16 protein-coding genes are annotated in these 20,872 nt (G+C 74.4%); 9 read left to right on the top strand and 7 right to left on the bottom strand.

The window, feature by feature from the left end; genetic code table 11:
• The first annotated feature begins 8 nt into the window (after nt 1-8).
• A complete protein-coding gene (locus ACIBQ8_RS10420; RefSeq protein ID WP_397191769.1) occupies nt 9-293 on the top strand; it encodes a methyltransferase domain-containing protein in 285 nt (94 codons plus the stop codon).
• Between the two features lie 75 nt (nt 294-368).
• Here the strand turns inward: ACIBQ8_RS10420 and ACIBQ8_RS10415 are convergent, their stop codons facing one another.
• A complete protein-coding gene (locus ACIBQ8_RS10415; protein ID WP_397191768.1) occupies nt 369-1,343 on the bottom strand; it encodes a BtrH N-terminal domain-containing protein in 975 nt (324 codons plus the stop codon).
• Nucleotides 1,344-1,447: 104 nt separating this feature from the next.
• Here ACIBQ8_RS10415 and ACIBQ8_RS10410 point away from each other — a divergent pair, with 104 nt between their 5' ends.
• Nucleotides 1,448-2,329 (top strand): alpha/beta fold hydrolase, encoded by an 882-nt coding sequence (locus ACIBQ8_RS10410; RefSeq protein WP_397191767.1) that lies wholly within the window; start codon nt 1,448-1,450, stop codon nt 2,327-2,329.
• Here ACIBQ8_RS10410 and ACIBQ8_RS10405 read toward each other — a convergent pair.
• Together ACIBQ8_RS10405 and ACIBQ8_RS10400 are read right to left on the bottom strand one after the other, a co-directional pair.
• Nucleotides 2,315-2,587 carry a hypothetical protein gene (locus tag ACIBQ8_RS10405; RefSeq protein ID WP_397176117.1) on the bottom strand — a complete coding sequence of 91 codons (273 nt, stop codon included), beginning with the start codon at nt 2,585-2,587 and terminating at the stop codon, nt 2,315-2,317. The two genes, ACIBQ8_RS10410 and ACIBQ8_RS10405, sit on opposite strands and share 15 nt — an antisense overlap.
• Before the next feature lie 70 nt (nt 2,588-2,657).
• Nucleotides 2,658-4,112 (bottom strand): LCP family protein, encoded by a 1,455-nt coding sequence (locus ACIBQ8_RS10400; protein WP_397191766.1) that lies wholly within the window; start codon nt 4,110-4,112, stop codon nt 2,658-2,660.
• Nucleotides 4,113-4,255: 143 nt separating this feature from the next.
• Between ACIBQ8_RS10400 and ACIBQ8_RS10395 the strand changes: the two genes are divergently transcribed.
• On the top strand, nt 4,256-5,116 hold the full coding sequence (locus ACIBQ8_RS10395) for an enoyl-CoA hydratase-related protein (RefSeq protein WP_397176113.1): 861 nt from the start codon (nt 4,256-4,258) through the stop codon (nt 5,114-5,116).
• 1 nt (nt 5,117) lies between these two features.
• Entirely contained in the window at nt 5,118-6,026 is a 909-nt protein-coding gene (locus ACIBQ8_RS10390) for an alpha/beta hydrolase (protein WP_397176111.1), read from the top strand.
• 24 nt (nt 6,027-6,050) lie between these two features.
• Here ACIBQ8_RS10390 and ACIBQ8_RS10385 read toward each other — a convergent pair whose 3' ends face one another.
• The gene (locus ACIBQ8_RS10385) at nt 6,051-7,544 is read right to left on the bottom strand and encodes an alpha/beta hydrolase family protein (RefSeq protein ID WP_397191765.1); all 1,494 of its coding nucleotides are present in this window, start codon (nt 7,542-7,544) and stop codon (nt 6,051-6,053) included.
• A gap of 107 nt (nt 7,545-7,651) precedes the next feature.
• On the opposite strand from ACIBQ8_RS10385, the gene ACIBQ8_RS10380 reads away from it, so the two are divergent.
• Both ACIBQ8_RS10380 and ACIBQ8_RS10375 read left to right on the top strand, forming a co-directional pair.
• On the top strand, nt 7,652-8,761 hold the full coding sequence (locus tag ACIBQ8_RS10380; RefSeq protein WP_397191764.1) for an exonuclease SbcCD subunit D: 1,110 nt from the start codon (nt 7,652-7,654) through the stop codon (nt 8,759-8,761).
• Entirely contained in the window at nt 8,762-12,571 is a 3,810-nt protein-coding gene (locus tag ACIBQ8_RS10375; RefSeq protein ID WP_397191763.1) for an AAA family ATPase, read from the top strand.
• 47 nt (nt 12,572-12,618) lie between these two features.
• On the opposite strand, the gene ACIBQ8_RS10370 is transcribed toward ACIBQ8_RS10375, so the two are convergent.
• A complete protein-coding gene (locus tag ACIBQ8_RS10370) occupies nt 12,619-13,668 on the bottom strand; it encodes a LacI family DNA-binding transcriptional regulator (protein ID WP_397191762.1) in 1,050 nt (349 codons plus the stop codon).
• Between the two features lie 75 nt (nt 13,669-13,743).
• Between ACIBQ8_RS10370 and ACIBQ8_RS10365 the strand changes: the two genes are divergently transcribed.
• A complete protein-coding gene (locus ACIBQ8_RS10365; RefSeq protein WP_397191761.1) occupies nt 13,744-13,938 on the top strand; it encodes a hypothetical protein in 195 nt (64 codons plus the stop codon).
• A gap of 401 nt (nt 13,939-14,339) precedes the next feature.
• Here the strand turns inward: ACIBQ8_RS10365 and ACIBQ8_RS10360 are convergent, their stop codons facing one another.
• The gene (locus ACIBQ8_RS10360; RefSeq protein WP_397191958.1) at nt 14,340-14,966 is read right to left on the bottom strand and encodes an HAD family hydrolase; all 627 of its coding nucleotides are present in this window, start codon (nt 14,964-14,966) and stop codon (nt 14,340-14,342) included.
• Between the two features lie 129 nt (nt 14,967-15,095).
• Here ACIBQ8_RS10360 and ACIBQ8_RS10355 point away from each other — a divergent pair, with 129 nt between their 5' ends.
• The gene (locus tag ACIBQ8_RS10355; RefSeq protein ID WP_397176103.1) at nt 15,096-16,385 is read left to right on the top strand and encodes an MFS transporter; all 1,290 of its coding nucleotides are present in this window, start codon (nt 15,096-15,098) and stop codon (nt 16,383-16,385) included.
• 76 nt (nt 16,386-16,461) lie between these two features.
• Nucleotides 16,462-17,778 (top strand): NAD(P)/FAD-dependent oxidoreductase, encoded by a 1,317-nt coding sequence (locus tag ACIBQ8_RS10350; RefSeq protein ID WP_397191760.1) that lies wholly within the window; start codon nt 16,462-16,464, stop codon nt 17,776-17,778.
• A gap of 10 nt (nt 17,779-17,788) precedes the next feature.
• Here the strand turns inward: ACIBQ8_RS10350 and ACIBQ8_RS10345 are convergent, their stop codons facing one another.
• Nucleotides 17,789-20,839, bottom strand: a complete 3,051-nt coding sequence (locus tag ACIBQ8_RS10345; protein WP_397191759.1) for a chromosome partitioning protein ParA — start codon at nt 20,837-20,839, stop codon at nt 17,789-17,791.
• Nucleotides 20,840-20,872 lie beyond the last annotated feature (33 nt).

The raw sequence follows: 20,872 nt of genomic DNA, 5'->3' as shown, positions 1-20,872 counted from the left end.
CAGATCCGATGACCGAGCGCGACCCCGACGCCGACGCCAGGCGGCTGGCCGCCCGTCACGAGACGGTCGCCTTCGACGTGAGCGCGTCGGCCGTGCGCCTGGCCCGCGAGCGGTTCCCGGACAGCCCCGTGGACTACGTCACCGCCGACCTGCTCGACCCGCCCGCCGCCTGGCGGCACGTCTTCGACCTGGTGGTGGAGATCATGACCGTGCAGGCACTCCCGGAGGAGCTGCACGCCCGCGCCACGAGAGCGTGGCCGGGTTCGTCCGGCCAGGGGGCACGCTGCTGGTGATCGCGTCCGGCCGCGAGGACGGCGGCCCGGTCGGCGCCCCGCCGCCCCCGCTGACCCCGCTGGGCCCCGCTCCCGCTACGCCGCCTCGTACAGCGTCTCCATGGCCAGCCGCTCGCGCACGGCCAGGTCGTACAGCAGCGCCCCCGCCTGGTCCAGCGGCTGTTGCCGGCCGGTCTCGCCGGCCTGGGCCAGCAGGTCGGCCACCTCGCTCCACTTGGGCGCCAGCGCCATGTACGCCTGGCAGGCCGTCTCCAGGGCCTTGCCGGGCGCGATCATCTGGGCCTCGGCCAGGAACTCGGTGTAGAGGTTGCGGAAGAACGCGCCGCCCGTGCCGCCCCGCTCCATGAGGTTGGCCGTACGCGTGAGCTGCGCGGTCGGCCCGCGCTCCAGCCAGGTGGGGATGAGCGCGGCGGCCTGCTCGATGCCCCGGTAGCCGACGTTCCTCATCGCCGGGTTGAGGAAGGCGGCGGCGGTGGACCGGACGGCCGTCCTGACGGCCTGTGGCAGGTCGGGCTCGGCGCACGGCCCCAGCGTGTACGACAGGTTGTGCGCCGTCATCGGCCCGGTCGCCGCGCGGGCCCGTTCGAGCGAGTCGAGCGGGACCCGGTTGCGGGTGCCGTGCTGGGCGGTGTCCACGAGGTGGGCGTGGCCCTCGTCGTAGCCGATCATCGCCACGTAGTGGCCGCCGAAGTGGTACGGCGTCCTGACGTAGTCGAGGTGGAAGCAGTCGAGCCGGATCCCGACGGGGGTGCCCTCGTCGAGGTGCCGGCGGACGTTCGACCAGGCCGTGATGGGGGAGGAGGTCTCCTGCGTGTCCAGCGTGCACCCGAGCGCGGCGGCCAGCTTCTCGGTGAGCGCGTGCGGCTTGACCCGTCCGCCGATCAGCGGGACGTCCAGCGAGCCGCTGTCCCAGTAGATGAAGCTCAGCCCCTCACCCAGCCCGAACAGCATCGACTCCGACAGCTCCACGCCCGTGTGCCGCAGCAGCGCGCCGGCGGTGGTCGTCTCACAGTGACGCCCTTCGAAGGGCGGGGCCAGATCGATGAGCACAAGCCCAGTGTGCAGGATGACCTGCGGATTCACCCGCCGGGCGACCCGGCGTGCCACGGAAAACCGGTGGAAACACCCCGAGGTGCGCGCGGGATGATGGGCGCATGGACACCTTGGTCGCACCTCCTGCCCGCACGGGCGCCGAACGGCTGCCCGACGGCCGCCTCCTGGGCTGGGCCGAGTGGGGGCCGCCGGACGGCAGGCCGGTGCTGCTCTCCCCGGGGGCCGCCACCAGCCGCCGGCTCGGCATGGGCGCGGCGGCCCCCGACGACCTCGGCGTGCGCCTGATCTCCCTGGACCGGCCCGGCCTGGGCGCCTCCACCCCCGCGCCGGGCCGCACGTTCGCCGCCTTCGCCGCCGACGTCGAGGTCTTCGCCGGGCTGCGCGGCCTCGGGCGTCCGGCGATGGTGGGCAACTCGCAGGGCGCGCCGTTCGCGCTCGCCTGCGCCGCCGCCGGCGTGACCGGCGCGCTGGCCCTGGTCTCGGCCGCCGACGAGGTGGCCGACCCGCGCTTCGCCGGCGCGCTGCCCGCCGAGCTGCGGCAGTTGACGGAGCTGTCCACGCACGACCCGCAGGCCGCCGAGCGGATCTTCGCGGGCTTCACCCCGCAGGCGATGTGGGACCTGGTGATGGGCGGCAGCCCGGCCTGCGACCTGGCCGTCTACCAGCGGCCCGAGTTCGCCGCCGGATACCGCGAGGCGCTGGGGGAGGCGTTCGCGCAGGGGCCGGCCGGTTACGCCCGCGACACCGTCCTGGCGATGGGCCGCTGGGACCTCGACCTGTCGTCGATCACGGCGCCGGTCGACGTCTGGTACGGCGAGCTCGACGCCACCCACTCGCCCGACCTGGGGGAGGGGCTGACCGCCCGCATCCCGGGAGCCGTGCGGCACGTCGTGCCCGGCGCCGGCGGCGCGCTGCTGTGGACGCACCCCCACCGGATCCTGCGCGCCCTCCTGGACCGCAGTCACGCCTCAGCCGGCCGGTGAGTCCTGGGCGAAGGCGATCACCATGTACCGGCCGTTGGAGTAGCTGACCACCGGCCGGCCGAGCAGCTCGCCCACCTTGCGGGCGACCCCCTGGAACACCTCCACCAGCTCGGGGCTGTCGGCGCTCACCCTGAACCGGCCGTTCTCGGCGAGCTGCTGGGCCACGAGGGGGACGAAACCCGCCTCCGCCCGCACTCTCTCGTCGGCGTCGAGAGGGGTGCGCCGGACGGCGGGTGAGCTGCCGAGGGGGTGGGACATCGCGAATCTCCTCCAGATCTGCCGGTGCCCCCAGCATGCCACCCGTGGCCGGGTCACCGGGGCGTCCGGCTCAACCCGCTCCGCATCCCTCGGTGAGCCCCTTGGTCGGCGGCGCGGAGGGCTTGGCGGACTTCCCGGATGCGGGGCCGTCCGTGTCCGACGCGCTCGCCGACGCGCTTGCCGACGGGGCCGCCGACGGGGTCGCCGAGGCGGCGACGGCGGACGTGGCCGCGGCCGAGTCGCGCACGGCCTTGGCGGTCAGCCGGCGGATCTTGTCCCAGTCGGGGTAGCCGGTGCGGATCAGCGGCGGCACGAACTGCAGGCTCGTCACCTTCGCGTTCTTGACCTTGAGCGCGAGCGGCACCAGGTTCGTCAGCATCGAGCGCGGGATGTCGGTCCTGATCAGCTCCTTGGTGGCCAGCGCGATCCGGTTGAACCGGGCCAGCACGGTCGCCGGGTCGGCCTGGTCCAGCAGCGCGCCGAGCACGCAGCGCTGCCGCCGCATCCTGGTGTAGTCGTCGCTGAAGGTGCGCGAGCGGGCGTACCACATGGCGTCGGCGCCCTTGAGCTTCCTGGTGCCGGCCTTGACCAGGCCCTCGTTGTACTTGCCGAACACCACGTCCTGCTCGACGGTGAGCGTGATGCCGCCGATGGCGTCGATGAGCCGGGCGAAGCCCCACATGTTGACCAGGGCGTACCAGTCGATCTGCAGGCCGAGGGTGTAGCCGATGGTGTCCATGAGCACCTGCGGGCCCTGCTGGCGGCGGCCGCCGAAGATCTCCGGGTGGGCGTCGGCGTACTCCCAGACGCTGTTGAGCAGGTCGCTGCGACCGCCGCCGGGGTCGGGCGGCAGGCGGAAACCGTCCGGGAACCGCTGGGCCATGGGCGTGCCGGGACGGAAGCGCACGTTCTCCAGGTTGCGCGGCAGGCTGACCAGCACGGTGTTGCCGGACTTCACGTCGATGCTGGCCACGTTCATGCTGTCGGTGCGCACGCCGGTGCGGTTGTCGTCGGCGTCGCCCCCGAGGAGCAGGATGTTGACCCGGTCCCGGCCGGCCCACGGGTCCTGCGGCGGCTCCTGCCCGGCCGGGACGGCGGGTTCGACCGGCTCGGGGCCGGTGAAGATGTCGCCGAGGGTCTGCTGGTACGTCCACACGTTCTGCGCGACCAGCCCGAACGGCACCACCACGGCGACGGCGAGCAGCCCCGCGAGGGTGCCGGCCAGGATCTGCCCGTTCTGCGGCAGCCGCCCTGGACGCAGCACCACGAAGGAGTGCACGATCACCGCGAACCAGGCGACGCCCAGCGCCGCGGCGCCGACGACGATCCCGGTCAGCCACGAGTCCTGGGTCAGCGAGCCCAGCAGGTTGTCGGACGTCAGCACCAGCGCCAGCAGCGCCAGCAGGCCGGCGAAGTAGCACGACAGCAGGATCAGGCCGGCCGTGCGCCGGCCGGCGCGCAGATGCGCGGCCCCGGGCGCCAGCGCCGACAGCGCCAGCCAGCCGAGGACCGCTCCCGCGCTCACCGGTTCCTTACCCTGCACGGCATCCCCGTTCCCCGAACTCCACCGTAACCCCCAGGCACGGACAGCGCGGGCAGCCTACGCATTGGATGCGAAATATGTCTTTATCGGAGGGTGAACATCGGTAACCGAATAAGATTCGGGTCATGGCCTTCTCCGAGATCGAGTACCACGTGGCCGATCGCGTCGCCACCATCACGCTGTCTCGCCCCGAGCGGCTCAACGCGTTCACGCTGACCATGCGCGCCGAGCTGATCAGCGCTTTCGACCTCGCCGACGCCGACGACGACGTGCGCGCGGTGGTGGTCACGGGGGCCGGGCGGGCCTTCTGCGCCGGGGCCGACCTGGGCGGCGGCGGGGGGACGTTCGGCCACCGGGCGGAGGCCGAGCTGGTCGAGGGCGCGCCGCGCGACGGCGGGGGCACGGTCGCGCTGCGGATCGCCGCCTCGCTCAAGCCCGTCATCGCCGCGATCAACGGCCCGGCGGTGGGCGTGGGCGTCACGATGACGCTGCCCATGGACGTCCGGCTGGCCGCCGAGAGCGCCAGGTTCGGGTTCGTGTTCGCCCGGCGCGGCATCGTCACGGAGGCGGCGTCGAGCTGGTTCCTGCCCCGGGTGGTCGGCATCTCCCGGGCCATGGAGTGGGCGGTGACCGGCCGCATCTTCCCCGCCGCCGAGGCGCTGGAGGGCCGCCTGGTCTCGCGGGTGCTGCCGGACGAGGAGCTGCTGCCCGCCGCGTACGCGCTGGGCCGCGAGATCGCCGACAACACCTCGGCCGTCTCCGTCGCCGCCGTGCGCAGGCTGATGTGGTCGGGCCTGTCGGCCGCCTCGCCGTGGGAGGCGCACGCCGCCGACTCCAGGCTCATGGCCGAACTCGGGGGCGCGGCCGACACGGTGGAGGGGGTGACGGCGTTCCTGGAGAAGCGTCCGGCCGACTTCCCGATGAAGGTGAGCACCGACCTTCCGCCTGGCGTCCCCACATGGCCGGACAATCCATATTCTGTCTGATATGTACGAGATCACCGTTCTCCCCATGCAGCCCGACTTCGAGGGCGAGGTCGTCGCGACCCTGATCTCCAGGAAGACCGGTTCGCGCAGGGCGGTGCTCTACGTCCACGGGTTCACCGACTACTTCTTCCAGGACCATCTGGCCGACCACTACGTCCAGCGCGGCATCGACTTCTACGCCCTCGACCTGCGCAAGTACGGCCGCTCACTGCTCCCGCACCAGACCAGGGGGCTGATCAGGAGCGTCACCGACCACTTCCCCGAGATCGACGAGGCAGTCCGCCTCATCCGCCGCGACCACGACGAGCTGACCGTCAACGCCCACTCCACCGGCGGCCTGATCGCCGCGCTGTGGGCCGACCGGGTCCGCGGCCGGGGCCTGGTGCAGGGGCTCGTGCTCAACAGCCCGTTCCTCGACCTCAACGTGCCGGCCCCGCTCCGGCTGGCCGCCGACCTGCTCAAGACCCCGATGTCCTACGTCCGGCGCCCGCTGCCCCTCGGCATCAGCACCGCCTACGGCCAGAGCCTGCACCGCACCGAACAGGGCGAATGGGACTACGACCTGGAGCTCAAGCCGCTGGTCGGGTTCTCCGTGCACGCCATGTGGCTGGCCGCCATCCGGCGGGCCCAGCGGCGGCTGCACCGCGGGCTGGGGGTGGACGTGCCGGTGCTCGTCCTCGCCTCCTCCACGGGCCTGCGGGTACGCGACTTCGTGCCCGAGGCCCGATCGGCCGACATCGTGCTCGACCCCGAGCACATGGCCCGCTGGGCCACCTCCATCGGCCCCCACGTCACCTGCGTGCGGATCCAGGACGGCGTGCACGACCTGGTGCTGTCGGCCGAGCCTGCGCGCAAGCAGGTCTTCGCCGAGCTCGACCGCTGGATGAACGCCTACCAGGGCACTTCCTGACAGGCACTTCCTACCAGGCACTTCCTACCAGGGGAACGAGAACAGGCCGTAGTAGGCCGCCGCCACCAGCAGCAGCCCGGTGCCGCCGAGCACGCCGCCGATCGCCACGTACTGCCACCGGGTGGGCTGCATGCCCTCGCGCAGCGCCGACACGTACGCCGCCACCGCCGTGACCTCCTGGACCAGCATGAGCACGGCCAGCACGCGGACCACCAGCCAGCCCGCCAGCACGGCCGGCCAGGCGCCCGCCTGGTTCACCGAGAACAGCACCAGCAGCATGATGAACGCCACGACCGAGGCCAGCAGGCCGAGGCCCGTCCAGGCCATCCTGCGCAGCCTGCGCCTGATCGGCGGCCACAGCCGGGCGTTGGTCTCGACCGGCTGCCTGCCGTGGCCGCGCAGCCGCACGACCATCGCCGCCACCGGGCCGGCCACGTACCCGACGGCGGCCAGGCAGATGGTCAGCCCGAGCATCGTGCCGCCCGCGTACCAGGGGGCCGCGGGCACGTCGCTGGCCTCGAACCGCTGCACCGGCGTGCTGCCCGCCATGTGCGCCGACGGCCTGGCGGTGGCCGGCAGGCCGGTGATCCAGTTGGCCAGCGTCTCCAGGTAGCCCTTGGTGAACGGGCCGCCGTTGACCCGCATCGCGTGGTCGCCCTTGTCCATGAAGCGGATCGTGTACCGGTCGTTGCCCGCCTCGGTGAGCGCCGTGACCAGCGCCTTGGTGGACTCCACGAAGGGGATCGAGGGGTCGGTCGTGCCGTAGAACGCCAGGACCGGCTGCTTGACCTGACGTAAGGCCGGCATCGCGTCGTAACGCAGGAAGGTGAAGCCGACGCCGCCCATCGCCCTGGTCAGCAGGTCGCGGGCGCCGATGGGGGCGTGCAGCCGCAGCAGCTGCTCGTTCAGGGCCCAGGCGACCTGCCGCAGCGGCGAGACGTTCGGCGAGGAGACCAGCACCGCGAAGCCCACCGCCGCGCTCTTGGCCGCCGCGATCGGCACGACCCAGCCGCCCTCGCTGACCCCCCACAGCCCGACGCGCGAGGCGTCCACCTCCGGCCGGGTGCGCAGGTACTCCACCATGCGCAGGGCGTCGTCGGCCAGCAGCCCGAAGTCGCGGTCGCGGAAGTCGTAGCCGACCGTCCGCTTGTCGAAGGCGATCGTCGCCACGCCCGCCCTGGCCAGGAACTCCGCCTGCGGCGTGAACTCCGTCCGCGACCCGTTGCCCGACCCCGACACGAACACCATCGCCGGGTGCGGGCCGGGCGAGAGCGGCACGCGTAAGGTGCCCTCCAGGCGCTGGCCCTCGGCCGGCAGCGAGATCTCCTCCCGCCGCACGCCGGTGGCCGCCACCACCGGGCGCAGCTCGTCGGCCGGTTGCGGGGGAATCGCGGCGAACGCCGGATCCGCCTTCAGCGGCGGCGGGTCGAACGCGGGCGGCAACACGTAGCCGACCGACGCGAGAGCCACCAGCACCAGGCCGGCGGCGACGCTCAAGGTGCCACGGCCAGTGCGCATCGGCCTCCCCATGTGCGTTGGTTTGCCCGCTGATCATCCAGCCTACTCCCGGCTTCTGTGACAGGAGGGGCCGCATTTGTCGGTGAGAGATGTTAGCTTCCTGCGACATGCGGATCCTGCACACCTCCGACTGGCACCTCGGGCGCTCCTTCCATCGGGAGAGCCTGCTAGGGGCGCAGGCCGCGTTCGTCGACCACCTGGTCGAGACGGTGCGCGCCGAGCGGGTCGACGTCGTGGCCGTCTCCGGCGACGTCTACGACCGCGCCCTGCCGCCGGTCGACGCGGTGGCCCTGCTCTCCGACGCGCTGGCCCGCCTGCGCGCCGCCGGGGCGCGGGTGGTGCTGATCAGCGGCAACCACGACTCGGCGCTGCGCCTCGGGTTCGGGTCGGCGCTGTTCGAGTCCTCGGGGGTGCACGTCCGCACCGAGCCCGCGCAGTCGTGGGAGCCGGTGCTGGTCGGCGACGTCGCCTTCTACGGCATCCCCTACCTGGAGCCCGAGCTGGTGCGCACCCCCTGGCAGCTGCCCGACCGCGGCCACACCGCCGCCATCTCCCACGCGATGAGCCGCGTGCGCGCCGACGCCGTCCGCCACCGGGCCGCCGTCGTGCTGGCCCACTGCTTCGTGACCGGCGGGCAGGCCAGCGACAGCGAGCGCGACATCAGCGTGGGCGGGGTGTCCCACGTCCCCCTGTCGGCCTTCGACGGCGTCGACTACGTCGCGCTCGGCCACCTGCACGGGCGGCAGCGCATGTCCGAGACCGTGCGCTACTCCGGCTCCCCGCTGGCCTACTCCTTCTCCGAGACCGGCCACGTCAAGGGCTGCTGGCTGGTCACGCTCGGCTCGGGCGCGGAGTTCGTGCCCGCGCCCGTGCCCCGGCCGGTCGGGCGGCTCCGCGGCGACCTCGACGACCTGCTGACCCTGCCCGCCTTCGCCGCCTACGAAGACCACTGGCTGCAGATCACCCTGACCGACGCCGTCCGTCCCAAGCAGGCCATGGACCGGCTGCGGGCCCGCTTCCCGCACGCCCTGGCCCTGTCGTTCGAGCCGGTGGGCGCGGCGCCCGCCGCCGGGCCGGTGCGGGTCAGCGGGCGGCCCGAGGCCGAGGTCGCCCTCGACTTCGTCCGCGAGGTGCGCGGCGAGCCCGCCGCGCCCGAGGAGGAAGACCTGCTGAGACAGGCGGTCGAGGCGTCGCGCGTGAAGGAGACGATGGCGTAGATGCGGCCTCACCGGCTCTCCCTCACGGCCTTCGGATCCTTCCCCGGCACCGAGACGGTCGACTTCGACGCCCTCACCGAGGCGGGCCTGTTCCTCATCCACGGGCCCACCGGGGCGGGCAAGACCACGATCCTCGACGCGCTCTGCTTCGCCCTCTACGGCGTCGTGCCCGGCCAGCGCAACAGCGCCCGGAGCCTGCGCTGCGACCACGCGCCCGCCGGCGCCGGCCCTTCGGTGACGCTGGAGGTCACGATCCGGGGCCGCTCGCTGCGCATCCGGCGCTCGCCTTCGTGGCAGCGTCCCAAGTTGCGCGGCACCGGGTTCACCGAGGAGAAGGCCAAGGTCGTCGTCGAGGAGCGCCGCGGGGAGGCCTGGCAGGGGCTCACGACCCGGCTCGACGAGGCGGGCGACCTGGTGGGCGGGCTGCTCGGGATGAACGCCGAGCAGTTCTGCCAGGTGGTGATGCTGCCGCAGGGCGACTTCGCCAAGTTCCTGCGCGCCGACGGCGACGACCGCGCCCGGCTGCTGGAGCGGCTGTTCACCGTCAAGGTGTTCACCCAGGCCGAGGCGTGGCTGGCCGAGCGGCGGCGGGTCACGGGGCGGGAGGAGCAGGAGCTGGGGCGCGAGGTCGCCTTCGCCGTCGAACGCCTCCAGGAAGCCGCCGGCCCTCTCCTCCCCTCGACGCCCCACCCCGCCGATTCCGCTCTCGCTTCCGGGCCGCAGCCTGCCGGGCCCGCCATCTCTTCCGCGCCGGAATCTGCCGGGCCCGTCCTCTCTGCCGCGCTGCCCCCCTCTGATCCCGCCCTTGCCGCCGCGTCGTCGCATCCGTCTGCGCTGGACGACGGGGGGCCGCCGTCGGCGGCGGAGGATCCGCTGGGATGGGCCGGTGCGTTGCTGGACGCGGCGCGGGCCGTCGTCCACCGGTGCGAGGAGCAGCACGCCGCCGCGGGCGACGCCGTACGCGCGGCGCGGTCGCGGTTCGAGCAGGCCGCCGCCCTCGCCGAACGCCGCCGCCGCCACGCCGAGGCCCTGACCCTGCGCCGCACCCTCGACGAGCGCGCCGACGAACGCGCCGACCTCCAGGCCGTCATCGACGACGCCGCCCGCGCCGACCGCGTGCTCCCGCTCATCACGGCCGCCGTGCAGCGCGCCGAGGCCGCCGCCAAGGCCCGCGCCATGGTCGCCGACGCCCTGGCCCGCGCCCGCCCCCTCCTTCCCCGCCGCCCCACGCCGAGTGCCGGGAGGCTGCCGAGCGTCGAAGGGGCGCCGGGCAGCGAAGGGGCGCCGGGCGTCGCTGGGCTGGCGGGCGTCGGAGGGGCGTCGGGCGGCGGAGGGGCGCCGGGGGGCGGGGAGCCGTCGGTGGAGGAGTTGGAGGGGCTGGAGCGGGAGCGTCGGGCCGAGCTGGCGCGGCTGTCCGAGCTGCTCACCGAGGAGGCCCGGCTGTCGGTCGTCCGGCGTGACCTGTCGCGGGTGGAACAGGAGCTGGCCGAGCTGGTCAGCGCCGACGAGACCGTCGCCGCGCGGCTCGCCGTCCTGCCCGGCCTGGTCGCCGACGCCGAGGGCCGGCTCGCCGGCGCGCGGGTGGCCGCGGCGCGCATTCCGGCGGCCCAGGCCGTGCGCGACGCTGCCGCGGACCTGATCGACGTCGACCGGGAGCTCGCCATGCTGGCCGGTGAGCTGGAGGCGCTTGGGCAGCGCGAGGCCGAGGTGGCGGCGGCCGAGGCCGAGCTGCCCGCCCGGCTGGCCGCGGCGGGCGCCGCCCTGGCCGAGGTGCGCACCGAGGCGGCGGCCGTGCCCGCCGCCTCAGCGCGGCTCGACGCCGCCCGTTCCGTCCTGGAGGCCGCCCACCGCCGCGACGCCCTCGCCGCCGAGCTGGAGTCGGCCGCCGCCGCCCACCAAGTCCTGGTGGACCGCGCCCAGGAGACCCGCGAACGCTGGCTCGACCTGCGTCAGGCCAGGATCGACGGCATGGCGGCCGAGCTGGCCCGCGACCTGACCGACGGGCGTCCGTGCGCGGTGTGCGGCTCGGAGCACCACCCCGTGCCCGCCGCCCCGGCCCCCAGCGCGCCCTCGCCCGACGACGAGCACGCCGCCGAGACCGCCCACGAGGCGGCCGCCGCCGACCGGGAGGCCGCCGAACGTACTCTGGCCTCGATCGAGTCCCGGCTCGCCGACGCCTCGGCGGCCACCGAGGGGCTGTCCGCCGACACCGCGGCCGATCGCGTGCTCGCGGCCGAGGAGGAACTGGACCGGCTGCGGTCGGCCGCCGAACGGGAGCCCGCTCTCGCCGACGCGCTCGACCGCCTCGAAGGCGAGCGCGACCACGTCCGCGACCGGGCCAGGGAGATCGCCGAGGCGCTCGCCGCCCACCACGCCCACCGCACCCGGCTCACCGCCGAACGCACCCGCCTCCACACCCGCCTCGCCCAGACCTTGCACCCCGAGGCCCTCCACTCCGAGACGCTGCGCCCCGAGACCCTGGGCACCGAAACCGTGCACCCCGAGCGCGCTCTCGCGGGAGGTTCCCTTCCGGGGACCGCGGGTGGCGCGGGCGGGGTCGACGGTGGGCGGGTGCTGGCCGCGGCCGAGGAGGAGTTGCGGCGGCTCGCCGCGGTGGCGGCCAAGGAAGCCGGGCTGGCGGCCGAGGTGGCCGCGCTCGGCCGCGAGCGGGCCGAGCTGGAGGAGCGCGGACGCCGCATCGCGGCGCGGGTGGCGGCCGGACGTACCAGACATGAGGAGCTGAGCGCGGACGCCGGGCGATTGGGCGCCCGGCTCGACGCGGCCCGGGGCGGCGACCCGACCCTGACGGCCCGCCTGTCCAGGCTCCACGACGAGGCCGAGCTGCTGCGCGAGGCCCTGGAGGCCACCCGGGCTGCGGTCGCGGCGGTCGCCGAGCTCGACGCCGCGGCCGAGGCGGCCGGGCGGGCGGCGGTCGAGGCGGGGTTCGCCGACGTGCGGGAGGCCGAGGAGGCGTACCGGAGCCCGGCCGAGCGGGAGGGCAAGGCGGAGCTGCTGCGGCGGCTGGACGACCAGCACGCGGCCGTCACCGCCCTGCTCGCCGACCCCGAGCTGATCGCCGCGGCCGCCGAGCCCGCGCCGGACCTGGCGGCCGCCGAGGCCGGCAGGGACGCGGCGGAGGAGGCGCACACGCGGCTGGCGAGCGAGCGCGACCGCGCCGTGGCCAGAGCCGCCCGCCTCGCCGAGCTGCGCGAGGAGCTGGCCGCGCGCATCGAGCGGTGGCGTCCCGCGGCCGAGCGGCACCGGCTGGCCGAACGCATGGCGGCGCTGGCCTCGGGCACGTCCGGCGACAACCGGTGGAACATGAGCCTGACGTCGTTCGTGCTGGGGGAGCGGCTCCGGCAGGTGGTCGACGCCGCCAACGAGCGCCTCGACCACATGTCGTCCGGCCGCTACCTGCTCCGGCACGACCTGCGCAAGACCGCAGGATCCCGGGCGCGTTCCGGCGGCGGCCTGGGCCTGAAGGTGGCCGACGCCTGGACCGGGGTCGACCGCGACCCGGCGACCCTGTCGGGCGGCGAGAGCTTCATCACCTCGCTCGCGCTCGCGCTCGGCCTGGCCGACGTGGTCACGGCGGAGGCGGGCGGCGCAGAGGTCGGCACGCTGTTCGTGGACGAGGGCTTCGGCACCCTCGACGAGGACACTCTCGACGACGTCCTCGACATCCTCGACGGGCTGCGCGACGGCGGACGCGCGGTCGGCATCGTCAGCCACGTCGGCGAGCTGCGTACCCGCATCCCCGTGCAGCTCAAGGTGGGCAAGACCCGCAGGGGGTCCACCTTGGTCAGCTAGGCGGCGGCGGGGTCGGGGTCCGCACGATCAGCTCGTACGGACCTTGGTCAGCTAGGCGGCGGCGCGGTCGAGGTCCGCACGATCAGCTCGTGCGGGAACAGCCGCCGCTCCGGCCGGGCCGCGGCCCCCGACAGCAGCAGCCGCCCGGCCGCTTCCCCGATCTCCTGCTTGGCCTGCCGGATGGTGGTGAGCCCCGCCTCCTGCGCCGCGCTGTCGGAGAACCCGACGACCGACAGCTCGCCCGGCACGTCGAGACCCAGGTCGGCGGCGGCGTCGAGGACGCCGAGGGCGAGCACGTCGGTGTTGGTCAGGATCGCCGTGGGCCGGGGGTCCAGCCGCAGCAGCGCGTGGCCGGCCTTCCTGCCCGCCTCCCGCGAGTTCCTGGCGACCTCGTAGAAGGGCACGTCGTCCCAGTCGAGGCCGGCCTGTTCGCAGGCCGCCTGGTAGCCGCCGCGCCGGGCGCGCATCGCCGCGAACACCGCGCTCTCCTGGCGGGCGCGGTCGGCCCAGCCGGTGTGGCCGTCGTCGTGCAGGCCGACCATGGCCACCGCGACCCGGCGGTGCCCGAGGCCGAGCACGTGCGCGGCGGCGGCGGCCCCGGCGGCGGGCTCGTCGATGCCGACGAAGGGATGGCCGGGCACGTACGGCTCGTCGACCACCACGACGGGCAGCTTCCTGGCCAGCACCTCGGCCAGCGCCGGATGTCCGTCGGGCAGCGAGACCACGCAGAACGCGTCGACCACCGCGTCGCGCACGGTGTCGCTGCGCCGGTCGCCGTGCGGCAGCGGCAGGATGAGCAGGCCCACCCCCGCCTCCTCGGCCGCGGTGGCGAGCCCCTGGAAGAACCCGAGCGCGTACGGGTCGGCGAAGGCGTAGGCCAGCGTCTCGCTGAACAGCAGGCCGAGCGCGCCGGCGCGGCCGAGCCGGAGCGAGCGCGCCGTCGGGTTGGGGCCCGCGTAGCCGAGCTCGTCGGCCACCTCCAGGATGCGCCGCCGCAGCCCGTCGCTGAGCTGGTCGGGACGGGAGAAGGCGTACGACACGGTGGCGCGGGACACGCCGAGCCTGTCGGCGATCGTCTGCAGGGTGACCCTTGCCATCGTCCAACCGTATCGAACGGGCTTGCCGGTGCGTTCTTAATTGATTAAGATCTTAATTGATTAAGGAGGAGAGAGATGGATGCCATGCAGGTTCTCGCGCACCGGACGGCGATGGGGTTCCGCGGCTCGCTCGACGCGGCCCTGCCGGGGGCGCCGCGCAGGCGGGATCCGGAGCGGGTCGCCGTACGGGCGCGCCTGGCCCACTCACTGCGCCGCACCGCCGACCGCCTCGACCCCGCCTGCCCGCCCGCCCGGTACGGCGAGATCTGACCGGTCCCTTCTCGCGTGCCTGGGGGCAGCCCCGATGGCGGCACCCTGCCGGCCGCCCGGCCTGGACGCGCCCCGGCCGTTCAGGTGCGATCGTCGGCCGGGTGCGGCGAGGGGTGACCGGCCCTCGTGAGACCCGGCAGCGCCCGTTTCCTCGCCCCACCCCCATCGCCTGGCACCGGCTGCCCGCCGCCTGCCTCCGCCGGGGAGAGGGGGCGGCAGGTTGGGCGGGTCGGGAGGCGGGGCGGCAGGTTGGTTGGGTCGGCTGATGGGGGGCGGGTCCCTCTGGGCCGGCGGAGGCAGGAGCCGGTCAGGACGGCGTGAGGGGCGGGGCAGGGGTACGGGGGCAGGGGTGGGTGGCAGAGGCGCACGGGCACGGGCGGGTGGCAGGGGAAAAGGTGGGGTCAGGGGAGGGTGGCTATCAGGTCGGGGATCGTGGTGGGGTCGTGGAAGAGGGTGGCGCCGAGGCCGGACAGGCGGGCGGGGGGCGTCAGGCCGCCAGCGAACGCCAGGCAGCGCATCCCCGCGCTCATCGCCGCCCGCACCCCGAACGGGCTGTCCTCGACCACCACGCACCCCTCCGGCGCGGCCCCCATCGTCGCCGCGGCGTGCAGGAACAGGTCGGGGGCCGGCTTGCCGCGGGCGACGTCCTCGGCGCTGAAGACGCGGCCGTCGAAACGCCGGGCGAGACCGGTCAGCTCCAGGCTGTTGCGGACGTTGGCGTGCCGGCCGTTGGAGGCCACGCAGTAGGGGATGTCCAGGCGGTCGAGGGCGGACTCGATGCCCTCGATGGCACGCAGTTCGGCCTCCATCGCGGCCAGGTACTCCCGGGTGATCTGGTCGCGCCAGCCCGGGGGCGTCTCGCCGACCTGCTCGTCCCAGTACTCGTTGCTGCAGCCGACGAAGCGCTCGGCGTACTCGTTCTCGTCGATCGTCCAGCCCAGGCGGCGCAGGGCGGCGGTGCCCACGCGTACCGAGATGCGCTCGCTGTCGACGAGCACCCCGTCACAGTCGAAGATGACCAGTTCCACGGCCAAGGTGCGGTCCTCCCAAAAGGCGACGTTTGCGGTCGAATCTATCGGGCGGCTGTGTGACATTGCGCAGGTGGTAGCGTCGTTGTATCGCTTGACAAGATGACAGTCCGGATTGTGAGACATGGAGTGAAGACCTCCCCCCGGGTCTCGGCGCCCAGCACGACCAGGATCGCGGTGGCGAGCCTCATGGGCACCGCGATCGAGTTCTACGACTTCTACATCTACGGGACCGCCGCCGCGCTGGTGCTCAACACCGCGTTCTTCCCCGGCATGGACCCGGTGGCCGGTCGGCTGGCCGCGTTCTCGACGTTCGCGGTGGCGTTCGTGTCGCGCCCGCTCGGGTCGGCGGTGTTCGGTCACTGGGGCGACCGCGTCGGGCGCAAGTCGATGCTGGTCGTCTCGCTGCTGGTGATGGGCCTGTCCACGGTGGCGATCGGCCTGCTGCCGGGCTACGCGGCCATCGGCGTGGCCGCGCCCGTGCTGCTGGTGCTGCTCCGCTTCACCCAGGGCATCGGCCTCGGCGGCGAGTGGGGCGGCGCGGCGCTGCTGGCCACCGAGCACGCCCCGCCCGGCAGGCGCGGCCTGTACGCGATGTTCCCCCAGCTCGGCCCCGCGGCCGGGTTCATCGTGGCCAACGGGCTGTTCCTGATCCTCGGCGAGACGCTGACCGACGAGCAGTTCGGCGGCTGGGGCTGGCGGCTGCCGTTCGTGGCCAGCCTGCTCCTCGTGGTCGTCGGCCTGTACGTGCGGCTGCGGATCTCCGAGACGCCGGTCTTCCGGGCCGCCCTCGACCAGCGCCGCATCGCCAAGGTGCCGTTCGCCGGGCTGATGCGCCACCAGTGGCGGCGGGTGCTGCTCGCCGCCGGGGCGATGACCGTCGCCTACACGCTCTTCTACACCGCCACCACCTACTGCCTGTCCTACGGCACCGCCACCCTCGGCATCCCGAAGACCACCATGCTGATCCTCACCATGGTCGGCGTGCTGTTCATGGCGGCGGGCACGGTCGTCTCGGCGGTGGCCGGCGACCGGCTGGGCCGCCGCCGCACCCTGCTCGCCGGCACGGCCGTCGCCGTCGCGTGGGGGCTGGTGATGTTCCCGCTGATGGAGACCGGGTCGGTGGTCCTGGCCGGGGTGGCGCTGGCCGGCGCGCTCGGGCTGATGGGGCTGATCTTCGGGCCGATGGGGGCGTACCTGCCCGAGTTGTTCAGGACGGAGTTCCGCTACAGCGGCGCCTCGGTCGCCTACAGCCTCGGCGGCGTGCTGGGCGGGGCGGTGCCGCCGCTGGTCGCCACCAGCCTCCAGACCAGCGGCCTCGGCGTCATGGGCGTCGGCCTCTACGTCTCGGCGATGGCCCTGCTGAGCCTGCTCTGCCTGCTCGCCCTGCCGGAGACCGGCGACAGCTCACTCCGCTGATCCCGGGTTTCCGCTGTCACATCCGCGGGGGCTGTCCCGTCCTCCTGGTGAAGAACCTGATGAGGAGGAGCGGACGATGAGCAAGCACATTCTGATCGTCGGCGGTGGATATGTCGGGATGTACACGGCCCGCGGGCTGCGGCGGCTGATCCGGTCGGGCGAGGTGACGGTCACCGTGGTCGACCCGCGGGGGTACATGACGTACCAGCCGTTCCTGGCCGAGGCGGTCGGCGGGACGATCGAGCCCCGCCACGTCGTCGCCCCGCTCAACCGGGTGCTCAAGGGCGCGCGCGTGCTCACCGGCCACGTCACCCGCGTCGACCACGAGGCCCGCACCGCGCGGTTCCAGCCGGTCCAGGGTCCGGCCAGGACGCTCACGTACGACATCCTCGTGATGGCGGCCGGGTCGATCACCCGCGCGCTGCCCGTCCCGGGGCTGGCCGAGCACGCGGTCGGGTTCAAGAGCCTCGGCGAGGCCGTGCACCTGCGCAACCACGTCCTGGCCCAGCTCGCCGCCGCGGCCTCGACCGACGACCCGCTGGTGCGGCGCAGGGCGCTGACGTTCGTGGTGGTCGGCGGCGGGTTCTCGGGCGTCGAGGCGCTGGCCGAGATGCAGGGCCTGGCGGACGAGGCCCTGCGCTACCACGACGGGATCGAGCCCGCCGACCTGAGCTGGACCCTGGTCGAGGCGACCGGCGGCATCCTGCCCGAACTCCACCCCGGCCTCGGCCGCTGGACCGTGGACGCGCTGCGCGCCCGCGGCGTGGACGTGCGGCTGGAGACCCGGCTGAACTCGGCCGAGGACGGCGTGGCCCGGCTGTCGGACGGCACGTCGCTGGCGGCCGGGACGCTGGTGTGGGCGGCGGGCGGCCGGCCCAGCCCGCTCGCCGCCGACAGCGGGCTGCCCGTGGACGAGGCCGGACGGCTGCGCGCCACCGAACACCTGACGGTGGCCGGGCTGGAGGACGCGTTCACGGCCGGCGACGGCGCGGCGGTGCCCGACCTGACCCGTCCGGGCACGTTCACCGCGCCCAACGCGCAGCACGCGGTGCGCCAGGCCAAGCTGCTGGCCCGCAACCTGGCGGCGCACGTCAGGGGAGGCAGGCTGAAGGCGTACCGGCACGCGTACCTGGGGTCGGTGGCCGGGCTCGGCCATCACCAGGGCGTGGCCCAGGTGCACGCGATCCGGCTGACCGGGTTCCTGGGGTGGCTGGCGCACCGGGCGTACCACCTGGCGTGGGTGCCGACGTTCAACCACAAGGCGCGGGTGCTGGCGGACTGGGGGCTGTCGATGGTGTTCCGGCGGGAGGCGGTGCAGCTCACGGCCATCGAGCACGCGGGGGAGGACTTCCGCCGGGCCCTGGCGGCCGATGGCCTCGGCCGCGCCGCCTGACCCGCCCTCGCTACACCGGCTGCCCGACCGGCTGCCCGACCGGCTGGCCACGGTCGACGTACGCGGCCAGCGCGCGCACCCGCTCGGCGTGCTGGTCGTGGCCGACGATCACCGGCGGCTCGTTGTACGGCATCGCGTCCGACGACCGCCGCAGCTTGACGTACTGGCCGCAGGCGTCGATCGCGTACGGCTCCATGTCGTCCTGGAGCGCGCCGATCACCGTGATGCCGTACGTCTCGCCGATCCGCCGGAACAGCGCGACCGCCTCCCTGCGGTGCTCCTTGCCCAGGTTGCGGCCGAGCTCGTCGAGCACCAGGCACAGGTGGCCGCCGCCGGAGGAGGCGATGGCCGCCGCGCACACCAGCTTGACGGCCTTCTCGTCCATGAGCGCGGTGTTGGCCCGCCGGTTGTACGGCACGAACCCCTGCCCCTCGCCCCGCCGCCACTTCGGCGTCACCCGCCACTGCCAGCGCTGCTCGGGGTCGGCGGGCGCGGGCGGCACCGGGAACTCCAGCGTCGCGCCGTAGCCGCCGTAGGAGGTGTCGAGCTTCTCGAACTCCTCGGCCACCCGCGTCAGCCTCGCCTTGATCGCCGCCGTCAGCGCCGCCCGGTGGACGGCCGTGGACTGCGCCGCCTCCTCCGCGCCGCGGGCCGCCGCCGCCAGGTCGCGCTGCCGGGAGACGACCTGCGCCTCGATCTGCCGCCGCTGGTGCTTCTCGTACTCCTCCTGGCCGCGCAGGTAGGAGGCCAGCGCCCCGCACACCGCCGCGAACGTCGCCTGCTCGCGCGCCGTGCTGCCGCCCCGCTCCGACAGCAGGAACGCCAGCTCCTCGGGGATCTCGGCGTCCTCCTCGGGGAAGGTGTCGCGCAGCGCCTGGTCGAAGTGGCGTTCGGCGATGCGCCACCACTCCTCGGCCGCGCGCGGACGCTCCTCCTCCGGCAGCGCCGCGATCCACTCGCGGGCGGTCTCCACCGTGCCGCCCCAGTCGGCGGCCAGCGCGTCGAGCCGCAGCGCCTCGCGCTCGGCGGTGACCTTGGCCTCCTGCTCGCGGGCCTGCGCCCGCTCGCTCTCGTGCCGCTGCCGCCGCCCGTCGAGCCGCTCGATCTCCATGTCACGGGTACGGGCCCGGAAGTCGAGCGCGCCCGCCTGCCGCTCGGCCTCGGCGACCTTCGGCGCCAGCTCCTCGATCGCCGCGTTGAGCCCGACGAGCCGGTCGCGGCGCTCGGCCAGCCTGGCCTCCAGCTCCGCCAGCCGCACCCCGGCCCGCGCGCCCTCCAGCCGCCGCTGCGCCTCGGCGACGGCCTCCTCGGCCTCGCGCACCACCTCCGCGGCGCTCTCCTGGGCGTCTTCGGCCCGGTTGAGCCGCTGGCCGGCGGCCTTGATGCGGGCCTCCCGCCCGGTGGCCACCCCGTCGAACGCCCCCACCACGCTCACCCCGGCCGCGCTGACCAGCACGGATCCGGGCAGCTCGGCCAGGGCCGCGGCCGCCTCGCCGAGCCGCGCGGCGTCGACGATGACGGCGTGCTCGTGCGGCCAGCCGCGCAGGCCGGCGCCGGGAAGGGCGGCGTCACGGGCCTGCTCGGCCACGTCGAGGGCGTCGAGCAGGCCGGTCGCCCCGACACCCGCCGCCGACAGCGCGTCGAGCTGGGCCGCGGCCGGGCCGCCCTCGGCGTCGTCGAGCGCCGCCCGCGCCGAGGACACCTCCTGGTCGGCCACGCCGAGCGCCTTGAGCGCCTCGTTGAGCCGGAGCCCGGCCTGCCGCAGCTCGCCCTCGGCGGCGGGCACGTCACGCCCGTCGGCGAACCTGCGCGTCTCCTCCAGCGCCGGGATCGCGGCGCGCAGCTCGTCGGCGGAGTTCTCGGCCACCGCGCGGTCGGCGTCGAGCTTGGTGGTACGGGCCTGCAGGGCGGCCAGCTCCTTGCGCGCCTGGGACACCTGGCGGTCGAGGGTGTCCTCGCGCAGCGTGGCGATCTCGGCCTTGACCAGCGCGATCTCCTCTGCCGCCGACTCGCCCGCGGCGCGGTGGCGGCCGAGGTCGGCGGCCAGCAGCTCGTCCTTGGCGGCGGCGTCGGCGAGCTTGCGCGCCTGCCTGCCGCGCCAGCAGCGCAACGCCTCGGCCAGGCGCACCCGGGCCTGGTCGCGGCGGTCGAACGTGCCGAGCAGCGCCTTGGACTCCACCTCGAACTCGGCCAGCCGGTCGGCCGCCTGCGCCGCCCGCACCCGCTTGGCGTGCTCGTCGCGCCGGGCCTCGCGCTCCTGCTCCAGCTCGGCGTCGAGGCCGGTGAGCGCCGCGATGGCCTCGAAGACGCGCTCGGGGGAGATCTCGTTGAGCGGCTGGGAGAGCAGGTTGGTGGCGACCTTGCTGCGCACGGACGTGGACAGGAACGACACGCACCTGACCCGGTCGCCGTAGAGCACCTTGGTCAGGTCGCGGGCCACGACGTCGCGCTTGCCCGCAGACCTCGGCAGCGACGCCCAGATCTCGTCGGCCCGCGCCACCCGCTCGGCCTCGGACGGCGAGGCGGCCAGATGGACGCCCTCCCGCCAGCGGATCTCCAGGTGCGGGGCCTCCTGGTTGACCTTGAGCCACACGGTGATCGCGCCGCCCGAGGTGTCGGGCACCTCGAACAGCTCCCCGCTGTCCTCCCCGCTGTCCTCCCCGCCTTCCTCCTCGCCCGCCTCGGTCAGGGCGGGGCCGGGGGCGGTGATCGGCTCCGGCGGGGCGAAGGAGTCCATGCCGGGCGGGCCGAAGACGCCCACGATGTAGCCGTGGTCGGCGCTCGCCCACTGGCGGGCGCCCGCGCCGCTGGCCAGCTCGGCGTTGAACAGCAGCTCGGAGACCGCCTTGGCGCCCGAGGCGAAGCGCCACTGCTCGTCGCCGAGCAGCGCCGTGATCGAGGCGATGAACGACGACTTGCCCGCGCCGTTGGAGTCTTTGGGGCCCGCGCCCGCGACGACGATGAGCGTGCCGGGGACCGTGGGCACCGGATGGGTCGACAGCCGTGAGATGTTGACCGCCTGCACGGCGATCAGCACCCGGTCTCCGACGACGTTCTCCATCTGCGACACCCGAACCCCCGTAACCCTTCCATC

The sequence above is a fragment of the Nonomuraea sp. NPDC049646 genome (assembly GCF_044465525.1).
In the GTDB taxonomy this organism is placed as follows: domain Bacteria; phylum Actinomycetota; class Actinomycetes; order Streptosporangiales; family Streptosporangiaceae; genus Nonomuraea.
This window is presented reverse-complemented; position numbering and strand designations above follow the sequence as displayed.

What these genes read in the sequence shown, in the direction of transcription:
- ACIBQ8_RS10375 (WP_397191763.1), top strand. Translation starts at nt 8,762, where the DNA reads ATGCGGCCTCACCGGCTCTCCCTCACGGCCTTCGGATCCTTCCCCGGC.
- ACIBQ8_RS10365 (WP_397191761.1), top strand. Translation starts at nt 13,744, where the DNA reads ATGGATGCCATGCAGGTTCTCGCGCACCGGACGGCGATGGGGTTCCGC.
- ACIBQ8_RS10405 (WP_397176117.1), bottom strand. Translation starts at nt 2,587, where the DNA reads ATGTCCCACCCCCTCGGCAGCTCACCCGCCGTCCGGCGCACCCCTCTC.
- ACIBQ8_RS10370 (WP_397191762.1), bottom strand. Translation starts at nt 13,668, where the DNA reads ATGGCAAGGGTCACCCTGCAGACGATCGCCGACAGGCTCGGCGTGTCC.
- ACIBQ8_RS10395 (WP_397176113.1), top strand. Translation starts at nt 4,256, where the DNA reads ATGGCCTTCTCCGAGATCGAGTACCACGTGGCCGATCGCGTCGCCACC.
- ACIBQ8_RS10350 (WP_397191760.1), top strand. Translation starts at nt 16,462, where the DNA reads ATGAGCAAGCACATTCTGATCGTCGGCGGTGGATATGTCGGGATGTAC.
- ACIBQ8_RS10390 (WP_397176111.1), top strand. Translation starts at nt 5,118, where the DNA reads ATGTACGAGATCACCGTTCTCCCCATGCAGCCCGACTTCGAGGGCGAG.
- ACIBQ8_RS10420 (WP_397191769.1), top strand. Translation starts at nt 9, where the DNA reads ATGACCGAGCGCGACCCCGACGCCGACGCCAGGCGGCTGGCCGCCCGT.
- ACIBQ8_RS10345 (WP_397191759.1), bottom strand. Translation starts at nt 20,839, where the DNA reads ATGGAGAACGTCGTCGGAGACCGGGTGCTGATCGCCGTGCAGGCGGTC.
- ACIBQ8_RS10380 (WP_397191764.1), top strand. Translation starts at nt 7,652, where the DNA reads ATGCGGATCCTGCACACCTCCGACTGGCACCTCGGGCGCTCCTTCCAT.
- ACIBQ8_RS10385 (WP_397191765.1), bottom strand. Translation starts at nt 7,544, where the DNA reads ATGCGCACTGGCCGTGGCACCTTGAGCGTCGCCGCCGGCCTGGTGCTG.
- ACIBQ8_RS10410 (WP_397191767.1), top strand. Translation starts at nt 1,448, where the DNA reads ATGGACACCTTGGTCGCACCTCCTGCCCGCACGGGCGCCGAACGGCTG.